Origin of the sequence: Morganella morganii H1r (assembly GCF_000633515.1) — a bacterium.
Taxonomy (GTDB): domain Bacteria; phylum Pseudomonadota; class Gammaproteobacteria; order Enterobacterales; family Enterobacteriaceae; genus Morganella; species Morganella morganii_B.
In genome coordinates, this window is record NZ_AYMP01000049.1 from 44,205 (window position 1) to 57,149 (window position 12,945).

The 12,945-nt window shown below is 51.4% G+C and carries 10 protein-coding genes; 5 read left to right on the forward strand and 5 right to left on the reverse strand.

What is annotated here, in order from left to right; translation table 11 throughout:
• Positions 1-31 precede the first annotated feature (31 nt).
• Both pta and U868_RS0120700 read right to left on the reverse strand, forming a co-directional pair.
• Positions 32-2,179 (reverse strand): phosphate acetyltransferase, encoded by a 2,148-nt coding sequence (gene pta, locus U868_RS0120695; protein ID WP_025154942.1) that lies wholly within the window; start codon positions 2,177-2,179, stop codon positions 32-34.
• A 72-nt stretch (positions 2,180-2,251) separates the two neighbouring features.
• Positions 2,252-3,454: an acetate kinase gene (locus tag U868_RS0120700; RefSeq protein WP_025154943.1), complete on the reverse strand. Its 1,203-nt coding sequence runs from the start codon at positions 3,452-3,454 to the stop codon at positions 2,252-2,254.
• Between the two features lie 367 nt (positions 3,455-3,821).
• Between U868_RS0120700 and yfbV the strand changes: the two genes are divergently transcribed.
• From yfbV to U868_RS0120720, 4 genes are all read left to right on the forward strand, one after another.
• Positions 3,822-4,277, forward strand: coding sequence for a terminus macrodomain insulation protein YfbV (gene yfbV, locus U868_RS0120705; protein WP_004239859.1), 456 nt, complete (start codon positions 3,822-3,824; stop codon positions 4,275-4,277).
• Between the two features lie 214 nt (positions 4,278-4,491).
• A complete protein-coding gene (locus U868_RS0120710; protein WP_025154944.1) occupies positions 4,492-4,986 on the forward strand; it encodes a YfbU family protein in 495 nt (164 codons plus the stop codon).
• A gap of 30 nt (positions 4,987-5,016) precedes the next feature.
• Positions 5,017-5,685, forward strand: a complete 669-nt coding sequence (locus U868_RS0120715) for a sugar phosphatase (protein ID WP_025154945.1) — start codon at positions 5,017-5,019, stop codon at positions 5,683-5,685.
• Positions 5,686-5,801: 116 nt separating this feature from the next.
• A complete protein-coding gene (locus tag U868_RS0120720) occupies positions 5,802-7,631 on the forward strand; it encodes an SLC13 family permease (protein WP_025154946.1) in 1,830 nt (609 codons plus the stop codon).
• 32 nt (positions 7,632-7,663) lie between these two features.
• Here U868_RS0120720 and yfbR read toward each other — a convergent pair whose 3' ends face one another.
• The 3 genes from yfbR to U868_RS0120735 all read right to left on the reverse strand — a co-directional run bounded on the left by yfbR (position 7,664) and on the right by U868_RS0120735 (position 10,667).
• The gene (yfbR, locus tag U868_RS0120725; protein WP_025154947.1) at positions 7,664-8,245 is read right to left on the reverse strand and encodes a 5'-deoxynucleotidase; all 582 of its coding nucleotides are present in this window, start codon (positions 8,243-8,245) and stop codon (positions 7,664-7,666) included.
• 121 nt (positions 8,246-8,366) lie between these two features.
• Positions 8,367-9,185 (reverse strand): hypothetical protein, encoded by an 819-nt coding sequence (locus U868_RS0120730; protein ID WP_025154948.1) that lies wholly within the window; start codon positions 9,183-9,185, stop codon positions 8,367-8,369.
• 267 nt (positions 9,186-9,452) lie between these two features.
• On the reverse strand, positions 9,453-10,667 hold the full coding sequence (locus U868_RS0120735; RefSeq protein ID WP_025154949.1) for a pyridoxal phosphate-dependent aminotransferase: 1,215 nt from the start codon (positions 10,665-10,667) through the stop codon (positions 9,453-9,455).
• Positions 10,668-11,407: 740 nt separating this feature from the next.
• Here U868_RS0120735 and U868_RS0120745 point away from each other — a divergent pair.
• Entirely contained in the window at positions 11,408-12,319 is a 912-nt protein-coding gene (locus tag U868_RS0120745) for a LysR family transcriptional regulator (RefSeq protein WP_025154950.1), read from the forward strand.
• Positions 12,320-12,945 lie beyond the last annotated feature (626 nt).

Here is a 12,945-nt window from a genome sequence, read left to right on the forward strand (position 1 = left end):
TTATTGTCTGTGACTTTTCAGTCAGCAGAACTTATTTTTTCTTCGCTTCGTCCTGTGCTGCCTGAATAGCAGTCAGTGCGATGGTGTACGCGATATCATCGACTAACGCACCACGGGACAGGTCGTTAACCGGCTTGCGCATACCCTGCAGCATTGGTCCGATAGAGACCAGGTCTGCTGAACGCTGAACCGCTTTGTAAGTGGTATTACCGGTGTTCAGGTCAGGGAAGATGAAGACGTTTGCTTTACCTGCAACCGGAGAGTCCGGTGCTTTGGTTTTCGCAACGTCAGCCATCACGGCGGCATCGTACTGTAACGGACCGTCGATGCACAGATCAGGACGTTTTTCCTTGGCAATGCGGGTCGCTTCGCGGACTTTCTCAACATCGTCACCCTGGCCGGAAGTCCCGGTAGAGTAAGAGATCATCGCAACGCGCGGGTCGATACCGAATGCTTTAACAGAGTCAGCAGACTGAATTGCAATCTCTGCCAGCTGTTCAGGGTTCGGATCCGGGTTGATTGCACAGTCACCGTAGACCAGCACTTCTTCAGGCATCAGCATGAAGAACACGGAAGAAACCAGTGAGCTGCCCGGTGCAGTTTTGATTAACTGTAACGGCGGACGAATGGTGTTCGCCGTGGTGTGAACCGCACCGGAAACCAGACCGTCAACTTTATCTTGCTCCAGCATCATTGTACCCAGTACAACGTTGTCCTGTAACTGCTCGCGGGCAACGACTTCGGTCATGCCTTTGTTTTTACGCAGTTCAACCAGACGCGGCACATACAGCTCGCGGATGTCAGCCGGGTTAACCAGCTCGATACCGGTGCCCAGCGTCACGCCCTGTGCAGCTGCCACGCGGCGGATTTCTTCCGGATCGCCTAACAGTACGCAGGTCGCCAGACCACGTTCAGCACAGATAGCGGCGGCTTTGATGGTACGCGGCTCATCACCTTCAGGCAGTACAACGCGTTTTTTCGCTTTGCGTGCCAGTTCGGTTAACAGGTAACGGAATGCCGGTGGTGACAGACGGTTAGGACGCTCGGAATCCGCAACCAGGGAATCGATCCATTTGGTATCGATGTGGCTTGCCACGTAGTTCTGAACCAGTTCGATGCGCTCACGGTCATCAGCAGGGACTTCCAGGCTGAAGCTTTGCAGGTTCAGCGAAGTCTGCCAGGTGTTGGTGTTCACCGTGAAGATTGGCAGGCCGGTTTCGAATGCACGTTCGCACAGTTTGGCGATGCTGTCGTCGATTTCATAACCGCCGGTCAGCAGGATCGCACCGATTTCCACGCCGTTCATCGCGGCCAGGCAGGCAGAAACCAGCACGTCAGGACGGTCAGCAGAGGTCACCAGCAGAGAACCCGGACGGAAGTGCTCCAGCATATGAGGAATGCTGCGTGCACAGAACGTCACCGATTTCACACGGCGGGTTTTGATGTCACCTTCGTTGATGATTTTCGCGCCCAGGTGGTTCGCCATGTCGATTGCACGGGTGGCAATCAGTTCGAAGTTCCACGGTACACTGCCGACAACCGGCAGAGGCAGGGATTTCAGATCATCCGCGCTCAGGTGAGCGATAGTGGCTTTGGATGAGTCATCAAAGATTTCAGACAGGTCAGGACGGGTACGGCCCTGCTCATCAACCGGTGCGTTAACTTTGTTAACGATCACGCCGGCGATGTTGGTGTTCTTGTGACCACCGAATTCATTGCGGATCAGTTCCAGACGCTCTTTGATTTCCGCTGCGCTGTCATTGCCCGGTGCTGTCACGAACACGATTTCCGCACCCAGGGTCTGGGCGATATCGTAGTTCAGGGACTGAGCATGCGGGTAGTTGCGGGTCGGTACCAGGCCTTCGATCAGGATCACTTCCGCACCCTGAGTATGCTCGTGGTAACGGGCAACGATTTCTTCCATCAGAATATCTTTCTGATTGGTGGTCAGCATCGTTTCGACATAATCCATATCCAGCGGCTCTGCCATCTTCAGGGAAGAGTGAGCGCGTAAGATCTGGGTGGTCTGATCTTCAATACCTGCACGGCGCGGCTGTGCAACCGGTTTGAAGAAACTCAGGCTGACGCCTTTTTGTTCCATTGAGCGGACAACCCCGAGGCTGACGCTGCTTAAGCCGACACTGGTGCCGGTAGGAATGAGGATAATAGTACGGGACACATGAACCTCTTATTTTTTCACAATTCGGTGTTCAAAATAAATCCGCCGGCGGGGGCCGGCGGAGAGCAAAGATTATGCAGTCAGGCGGGCTGCATCCTGTGCGATGACTAATTCTTCGTTAGTCGGGATCACCAGGGCAATGCTGCTGTCGTCAGTGGTGATTTTGCCTGCGTTACCGAAACGGGCAGCCAGGTTACGTTCGTGATCCAGTTTGAAGCCCAGCAGAGCCAGTTTTTCCAGAGTATGTTCACGAACCATTGCTGCGTTCTCACCGATACCGCCGGTGAAGATGATAGCATCCAGACGGCCTTCCATCAGTGTCGCGTAACCACCGACGTATTTCGCCAGACGGTGGCAGAATACATCCATTGCGCGGGTCGCGTCAGCTTGTTTACCGTAGTTTTCTTCAACATAGCGGCAGTCGCTGGTGACTTCAGTCAGACCCTGCAGGCCGGATTCTTTGGTCAGCATTTTGTTGATGTCTTCAACGCTCATGCCCATTGAATCATGCAGGTGGAAAATGATAGCCGGGTCGATATCACCGGAACGGGTACCCATGACCAGGCCTTCCAGCGGAGTCAGACCCATAGAGGTGTCCACGCACTCGCCGTTAACGATGGCTGCAACAGAACCACCGTTGCCTAAGTGGCAGGTGATCACGTTCAGTTCTTCAACCGGTTTGTTCAGCATTTTAGCGGCTTCACGGCTGACGAAGTAGTGGCTTGTACCGTGGAAACCATAGCGGCGGATACCGTGGTCTTTATACAGGCTGTACGGCAGGGCATACAGGTAAGCTTCTTCAGGCATGGTCTGATGGAAAGCGGTATCGAAAACACCAACGTTTTTATCAGCCAGGTGAGGGAAGGCTTTCAGTGCTTCTTCCACGCCTAACAGGTTAGCCGGGTTGTGCAGAGGAGCAAAGGCAGAGCACTCTTCCATTGCTTTGATAACTTCGTCAGTGACGATAACAGAGTGAGCAAATTTCTCACCGCCGTGAACCAGACGGTGACCGATGCAGCCGATCTGTGCGGACAGCTCAGGTTTTGCACCCATGATATCTTTCACGATGAAACGCAGTGCTTCGCTGTGAGCAGCGCCCGCGCCTAATTGTGCTTCGTGTTTAGCACCATCCATTTTCCACTTGATACGTGCTTCCGGCAGGTTAAAGCATTCTGCCAGACCCGTCAGATATTCATCACCAGTTGTAGGGTCAATGATCGCAAATTTCAGTGAAGAACTACCGCAGTTAAGTACCAGTACCAGCTTACTTGACATGGAATTACCTATAATCTTGTTGTGGATAAGTCTTATGTATTAAGACAGTGGTTAAAACGTAATCTAACTAAGCGTAGCGCAATATTTCAGCGCCGTTCATGATTAACATCATGCAATTTTTATATTGAACGATAAATCATCGCTGCAATCTGTTGTCTGAGGCGTGATGGCGTAAAAACACACATTTTGCCCTTGAAAAAGGCCGCATCAGACAAAATAATTAACTCAGGATTATTTCACCGTGATTAAACGGGCGTAGCATACCCGCAGATGACAGCAATTTCAAAATATACTTAATCCTACAAAAATATTTTGACTGAATGTAGCCATATTTTAATTATTATGTTTTTTATTGATTGAGGTCATAATGCCTGATAACACACCGGCAAAACCGGGTTTGTTCCGCGCTCTGCGTCTCGGCAAACGTTACGCCGCCACCTGGCCGGCCGTGAAACAACTCGCCCCGGTTTTCCCGGAGAATCGTGTCATAAAATCGACACAGTTCGGTATCCGTTTTATGCCGCCGCTGTCGGTGTTTACCCTGACATGGCAGATAGCCCTCGGCGGGGCATTAGGTCCCGCAGTCGCCACCGCTCTGTTTGCCTGCTCACTGCCGCTGCAGGGGTTATGGTGGCTCGGACGGCGTGCCGCCACACCTTTACCGGCCGGGCTGCTCAGCTGGTTTTATGAAATCCGCGCTAAGTTTGCCGAAGCCGGGATTGCGATTGCACCGGTCGAAGGCACACCGGATTATATGGCACTGGCGGAGTTACTGAAACGCGCTTTTAAGCAGCTGGATAACTCTTTCCTGGATGACCTGTAAGTACCGCTGTTTTCCGCCCGTTTCCGCGGGCGGTATAAATCCTTCCTTTGTTAATCGATTCAGCTTTTGTAACCCCCTGTTTTTCCTCTCCGTAAAATTACCAGTATGAAATTCCCCGCTGAGATCAAAAAAGGTGTGTATTTCACTATCTTATAGATTTGAGTAATGCGATGATTCTGAGCATACCCCGGATTACTTTTTCAGGAGATACACCATGGAAATGACTAACGCACAACGCCTTATCCTCTCTAACCAGTATAAAATGATGGCTATGCTGGATCCGGATAATGCCGAGCGCTACCGCCGCCAGCAGACCATTATTGAGCGCGGCTTCGGGCTGCAGATGCGCGAACTGGATCGCGATTTCGGTGAGCTGCCGGAAGAAATCTGCCGCCGTGTGATTGATATGATGGAAATGTACCACGCATTGCGTATCTCCTTTGATAACCTGAAAGAAGCAAAAGATATCGACGCGCGCCGTATCCACTTCTTAGGTTTTGATGCGGCGACCGAAGCACGTTATTTAAGTTATGTGCGTTTTCTGGTAAATACAGAAGGGCGTTATACCCACTTTGACAGCGGCAGCCACGGCTTTAACTCCCAGACACCGATGTGGGATAAATATGTCCGTATGCTGGGTGCATGGCATAACTGCCCGCGCCAGTATCACCTGAGTGAAGTGGAAATTAATCAGATCCTTAACGCATAATATTCTGGTATCCGCAACGGCGAGGCACGCATGGCACTGACTGCAAAAGGTTTTTTGTTTGATCTGGACGGCACACTGGCCGATTCCCTGCATGTGGTGGAGCGTGCCTGGCTGGCGTTTGCCCGCCGTACCGGGGCGGATGAGGATGAAGTAAAACATTTTATTCACGGCAAACCGGCGGTTGAGTCCATCCGCCATTTTCTGCCGGATGCGGATGAGAACGAAATCGCCGCGCAGCTGGCGTGGGTGACAGAGCAGGAAATCAGGGAGAGTGACGAGGTGACTGATCTGCCCGGTGCGCAGGCACTGCTGGCGCGTCTGGTTTCTCTTGAAATTCCGTGGGCGATAGTCACCTCCGGTTCTGTGGCGATAGCCCGTCCGCGTCACTGTGCGGCAAATCTGCCGGAGCCGGATGCCTGGGTGACGGCGGATACTATCACCCGCGGCAAACCCGACCCGCAGCCTTATCTGCTGGGCGCGGAAAAGCTGGGGCTGGCTCCCCGCGACTGTTTTGTGTTTGAGGATGCCACCGCCGGTCTGCTTTCCGGGCTGGATGCCGGTTGTCAGGTGATTGCCGTGCATGTTCCTGCCGGAACACCGCGCACGGATGAACTGGCCATGCGGGTGGATTCACTGACAGACATTGAGGTTGAGAAAGCGGCGGACGGTACGGTAACACTGACCCGCCGTCCCGGCTGACAGCCGGAACACCGCTGCACAGCACCGGTCAGACAATGAGGGAAAACGGGCTGTGCGTTAACAAAAACGATGAGACAGGATGTTCGCTGTCCGGGCATTGACGAAAGAGGACGTTGGTGAATACGGAACTCGTGTGGGTGCTGACCCTGCTGTTTATCGCCATTGTTTTATTTACCACCAACAAAGTCCGGATGGATGTTGTGGCGTTGCTGGTGATCACCGCCTTTGTACTGAGCGGCACGCTGACCGTTAATGAAGCCGTCGCCGGGTTCAGTGATCCCAATATTCTGCTGATTGCCGCCCTGTTTGTGATCGGGGAAGGGCTGGTGCGTACCGGGGTTGCCTATCAGATGGGGGACTGGCTGGTGCGGGTGGCCGGTTCCGGCGAAACCCGTCTGCTGGTATTCCTGATGGTCAGTGTTGCCGGGCTCGGCGCGTTTATGAGTTCGACCGGCGTGGTGGCCATTTTTATCCCTGTCGTGCTCAGTGTCTCCGCACGTATGAAAATTTCCCCTTCGCGGCTGATGATGCCGCTCGGCTTCGCCGGGCTTATCAGCGGCATGATGACGCTGGTGGCAACACCGCCGAACATGGTGGTGAACAGTGTTCTGGAAATGGAAGGCATCAAAGGCTTTCATTTCTTCTCGGTTACCCCTATCGGATTACTGATCCTGCTGGCCGGTGTCGGCTATATGCTGATTGCCCGCCACTGGCTGGGCAGCAAACAGCCGGAGAAAGCAGGGGATAATGTACAGCGTACCTTTCGTGATCTTATCCGCGACTACAAGCTGAGCGGCCGTGCGCGGCGTCTTGCTGTCCGTAACGGCTCACCGCTGATCGGCAAAACGCTGGATGAACTGCATCTGCGCACCCGTTATGGTGCCAATGTGGTGGGGATTGAGCGCTGGCGGCGTTTCCGGCGGGTAATGGTCGGTGCGACCGGTGGTATGGAACTGCGTGACCGCGATGTGCTGCTGATTGATATGTCTGCCAGCGATATGGATTTACGCGAGTTTTGTGCCGAGCAGATGCTGGAACCGATGATCCTGCGCGGCGAATATTTCTCTGAACACTCCCGCAACGTGGGAATGGCGGAAGTCTCCCTGAACCCGGAAAGTGAGCTTATCGGCAAAAGTCTGCGGGATATCGGTTTCCGTACCCGCTACGGGCTGAATGTGCTGGGTCTGCGCCGGGGCGGGGCCGCGCTTGACGGTAATATTGTCGATGAACCGCTGCAACTCGGGGATATTCTGCTGGTGGTCGGGGACTGGAAAATTATCCGCGTGCTGGCGACCAAACGGCGTCACTTTATTGTGCTGAATCTGGCGGCGGAAGCGGAAGCCGTGGTACCGGCGGCCTCCCAGGCGCCGCATGCGCTGTTTTGTCTGGCGCTGATGGTGGCGATGATGGTCACCAACGAAATCCCGAATTTTATCGCGGCACTGATTGCCTGCCTGCTGATGGGGAAATTTCGCTGCATCGATATGGAAAGTGCTTACCGGTCGATCCACTGGCCGAGCATCATTCTGATTGTGGGGATGATGCCGTTTGCCCTGGCGTTACAGAAAACCGGCGGGATCACGCTGATTGTCAGCGGGCTGATGGATGTCGCCGGTGATCTGGGCCCGCATGTGATGCTGACCGCCCTGTTTGTGCTGTGTGCGACTATCGGGCTGTTTATCTCGAATACCGCGACAGCGGTGCTGATGGCACCGATTGCCATCCAGGCGGCACATGAAATGCAGGTTTCGCCGCTGCCGTTTGCGATGGTGGTGGGCGTGGCGGCATCCGCTGCCTTTATGACACCGGTTTCATCCCCGGTAAACACGCTGGTGCTCGGGCCGGGGAATTACACCTTCGGGGATTTCGTCAAAATCGGCGTACCGTTTACGCTGGTGGTCATGGCAATCAGTATCGCGGTGATCCCGTTACTCTTTCCGTTCTGACGGCGTACCCTGCTGAAAACGCCGCTGCCCGGTTACTGACTGATCTCATCCAGTGACAGACTGAACCCCGGAATAAACACGTTGCGGAAATAGTCCATTTCCGGGCTGCGGCGTTCTTCGAGGGTTTTTTCCAGCCGCGCTTTCGCCAGATGAAACTCGGTATTACCCGCCCCGATTTCTTCCAGACACTTGAGATAGGCACACAGGGCATCGGCCTGTTTGACGATTGCCGCATCTTCCGGCGAATGGGCGTCTTCATCAATCAGCGGAGCAAAATCCGCCTGTAACTCTTCAGGGATCATGGCAATCAGTTTCTTTTGCGCCATGCGTTCGATTTTTTTGTACTCATGGGCTATCTGCGGATTGTAATACTTGATAGGTGTCGGCAGGTCACCGGTGATCACTTCACTGGCGTCATGGTACATCGCCAGCAGGGCAATTTTTTCCGGATTGAGTGTGCCGCCGAATTTGCGGTTTTTAATCACCGCCAGCGCATGCGCCACAAACGCCACCTGAAGGCTGTGTTCAGAGACGTTTTCCTGAATCACATTGCGCATCAGCGGCCAGCGGGTGATCAGTTTCAGACGGGAAAGGTGGGCAAAAAAGTAACTCATAGACAACATTCCTGGCAGCAATTTGTTGATAATAAGGGGCTTGTCGCAACAAGCTTCTTTGACATAGGTTTCATCGGGTTGCCGGGAGGAAACAGCCCGAATGACGGACAGGCCCGGATCCTCAAAAATGCTCTGTAAAAAAAGCAACCGCGCCTTTTTTGTCAGCACGATCCAGACCGCCTTCAGCAATAATTTTAGCAGCATAGTAAGCTGCAAAACGACCACAATCATTCCCGTTTAGCAGGGATTGATCCCCGTGATGCTCGGCAGTCACAGAAAAATCATCTCTGAGTGAAGTGTTTTTCCGCAAGATTGCTGTTAAACGTCCCGCGCCGCCATAGAACATATCTGCAAAGCCACCTTTAGGATCATGAAGAACTGCGCTTTGTATAATGCCATTATCGATGTCTGCTTCTAATAAGGTAAAATGTCCGCGCGGGCCAAATGGGCCATAAGTATTGCTCTGAGCGACAGGAATCAGCGCCTTTACCGGACCTTGCGGATACGCGTCAGTTAACTCTTTAAATGTCTGGGGAAGCGATCGGCCTCCCGCCATGTGTGCGGCGACAGAATCAGACTCCGGCAGGTCATGTGTAGTGGCGCAAACAATATGGGTAGTCCCGGCAGATTCTTTTACTCTGAAGACAGTATGTTCCACTCCCCCCGCATTGAAGCTTCCGTTTTTCCGCCACCCCTTATCTTCTGAAAAAATGCTATCCAGGCTCTGATTTAATTGACCCGGAGACAGCTTTTCACCAAAAATACCCAGAAGCCTGTTGATGAATGAATGCAGCCATGAACAAAAGCCTGTGCTTTCCGGGGCGCTGATGACGTCAGCAAACCGCTCATGATCATGTGGCTGGAGAGGGTCTGTTTCACTATAAGAGATCTCTGTAAAATAACTCAGTGCTGACATATCTGCCGCTGATGGAATCCGCATGATAAACCCCGCTGATAGCACTCCCGGAACCGGATATCTGCCCGGTATTGCCGGAATACATAAAACAACCGGCCCGCAGGAGGGTCTCCCGGAACCAGCATGAAGTGATTGATGCTATTATCTGTCCCTGACCTTTAATTTCGCAATACGGCTATCGACTGGTTCATCATTTGCAACAACCCCATCATAAGAGCGGATATTCTGTGGTGTTCCGGGGAATGTAAATAAAAACGGCTTCCCGGGGGAAGCCGCTGACAGCAGTAACGGTTACTGGCGGTAATGGGAGAGGAAGCGCCCGAAGCGGTTAATCGCCATCTCCAGCTCGTCCTCACGCGGCAGTGTCACGATACGGAAGTGGTTCGGTTCCGGCCAGTTAAAGGCAGTACCTTGTACCAGCAGTACTTTTTCCTGTAACAGCAGGTCGAGGATCATTTTCTGGTCATCGTGAATATTGAAGCGTTTGGCATCAAATTTCGGGAACATATAGAGTGCGCCCATCGGTTTGACACAGGAGCAGCCCGGTATCTGGTTAATCAGTTCCCAGGCTTTGTTGCGCTGTTCATACAGGCGGCCGCCGGGATGAATAAACTCATTAATGCTCTGATACCCGCCGATAGCGGTCTGGATAGCATGCTGCATCGGCACGTTGGCACACAGACGCATAGACGCAAGCATTTCCAGCCCTTCGATATAGCCTTTGGCATGTTTCTTCGGCCCGTTCAGTACCATCCAGCCCTGGCGGAAACCGGCGATACGGTAGGTTTTTGACAGGCCGTTGAAGGTCACGGTCAGCAGATCCGGTGCCATCGCGGCGATAGAGTGGTGGACAGCATCGTCGTACAGAATTTTGTCGTAGATTTCGTCAGCAAAAATGATCAGGTCATTCTGACGGGCGAGTTCGACAATTTCCTGTAACAGATCTTTACTGTAAACAGCGCCTGTCGGGTTGTTCGGGTTAATCACCACGATACCGCGGGTACGCGGGGTGATTTTCTTTTTGATGTCTTCAATATCCGGCATCCAGCCCTGTTCTTCGTCGCACATATAGTGGACGGCAGTACCGCCGGAGAGAGAGACCGCACCGGTCCATAACGGATAATCCGGTGCCGGTACCAGCATTTCATCACCGTTGTTCAGCAGCGCCTGCATGGACTGCACAATCAGTTCAGACACCCCGTTACCGATATAGACATCTTCCACGGTCATATCGCGCATGCCGCGTTCCTGGTAGAACTGGACAATGGCTTTACGGGCGGAATAGAGACCTTTTGAATCGCTGTAACCCTGGGAGCTTGGTAAATTACGGATAACATCAACCAGAATTTCGTCCGGGGCATCAAAACCAAACGGCGCCGGGTTACCGATATTCAGTTTGAGAACTTTCTGGCCTTCCTCTTCGAGACGTTTAGCCTCTTTGAGTACCGGCCCGCGAATGTCGTAACAGACATTATCGAGTTTGCCGGATTTCTTTATTATATTCATCTGTTCAGGACCTTAGCGCGTTAATCTTATACTTTATCAGGTAAAACCCGTTATAACCCACTCTACTCTTACCGTCCGGGGTTTTGAAGACAGTAAACGTCTTTTGGTTAAAAACAACAGGATTTGTTTTAGAAAGGATCAGGAGTGCCGGTTTATTATGGATATGCCGGATTATCATGCTTAATGTTGTGTTTAATCCGGAACTTATGACTGACAAGGGGGAGGTGTACTGAATTTTGTAAAGTTATCTATCGGAAGATCATAATTGGTAAAGTAATACCGTGTTTTTACTAAATAGCAAGCAGTTGTTGAAATTGTATAATCTTTTCTTATATATTAAACCCTGAAGTTGGTAATTATTAGTAGTATAACTAATAAAAGTTTACGGCATAATGTGATTTTCAGAGTATTTAACCTTAAAGTTGCAGAATAATCAGGTTTATCCTGCAACAGGACATATTCACAGCATGCATTTTCGTTATTTACAATTTGTATGGTTTCGCAATATCCGGAAAACAGTGCGGTAAGATACGTAAAATTTGTGTGTTTGTATAGCAGACCTGCTGTTTTAGTATGCAGCATTACATAATGGAGTTACTCACCGTTACGTATTTTTGTTAGTGTTAGTTATGTTTTACTCTACCCTGTTGTATAGGGTAATGTCTTCGTTGGCGATGCCATTTTTCACGCCAATAAACACCAGGTAGTTATTAAAAATCAAAATTAGTGAAGAAAAAACAATGATAAATTCAAACCGTCCAGTGCTAAATCTGGATCTCGATCTGCTGCGGACGTTTGTGGCAGTCGCGGATCTGAATACCTTCGCGGCAGCAGCTGCGGCAGTATGCCGTACTCAGTCTGCCGTCAGTCAGCAAATGCAGCGTCTCGAGCAGCTTGTCGGACGCGAACTGTTTGCGCGTCATGGCCGTAACAAATTACTGACCGACCATGGGTTACAACTGTTAGGTTACGCCCGTCAGATCCTGCGGGCAAATGATGATGCCACCGCATCACTGGCTTATAACGATGCAGAAGGGGAGTTACGCATCGGTGCATCCGATGATTCTGTTGACTCACTGCTGCCTTTCTTACTCAATCGTATTGCATCGGTATACCCGCGTATGGCCGTTGATGTCCGCATCAAACGCAGCCAGTACATTGAAGGTATGCTGGATAACCATGAGATTGACCTGGCGCTGACCACTGCGCGTATTGCTCATCACCCGCGTACCGCTCTGCGTACCGCACCGGTGCTGTGGCACTGTGCGCCGGATTTCCAGTTACAGCCGAATGAGCCGATTCCGCTGGTGGTGATGGACGAAACCAACCCGTTCCGCCATCTGGCAGCTGAAACCCTGGATGAGGCAGGGGTTCCGTGGCGGATCGCCTATGAGGCCGCATCACTCTCTGCTGTCCGTGCGGCGGTGAATGCCGAGGTCGGGATCACCGCCCGTCCGCTGGAAATGCAGAATGCTGACCTGCGCATTCTGAGTGTCAGCGAAGGGGTGCCGCGTCTGCCGGAAATTCAGTACTGGTTATACCGTAACATTGACGAGCAGAGCGAGTCAGTGCTGACGGTCTACCAGGCGATTGAAAACAAAAAGACGCCGTATACTGTTACACCGGCGGATGATGACAAAGCCGCAGAGTAAGCCGTTATACTCTGATACAGAACCGACATACTTTGTGACAATCAGACACATAGCCGGGGGATAAATTCCCCCGGCTTTTTTGTATCCTCTCCGCCGGTACGGAAATATCATATAAATGTTAACAGCATCACGCCGTGTTCCGGTTTTTGATGCCGTTTTAAGCGTCACATCGCAGTTTTGTTTACTTGTTTGTTACAATGTTAACAAAACACAAGTTCTGTGATTGCCAAAATTAACCGTGCTCATTACATTGCAATAAAACTTTGTTAAAAACCTGACTGGTTTTCTCAGGTTTTAAGAAATGATTATGAATTAATCATTTGTTAAATAATTTTCAGCCAAACTGTGACCGGGATCAAAAATATTGCCCCTATTTACCGATGGAAAGACAGGTTTTTCCTGAGATAATGGGTTAGTAAAAGCGATCTATCCGTTAATATAATAAAGTTAATTTTCAATTTGGTTACTTACTGACTCGTTTTAGCGATAAAGTCGCACAACGGGTTAATATTGAGTTGATTGTTTGTAACAAAATTGGGAAGAGCGGGGAACAAACCGGGTTACCGGCTTTCTCATCACGATAAGTGTTGTATCCGCCACTGAGTTGTTCCTCTCGTGTGTCGCTG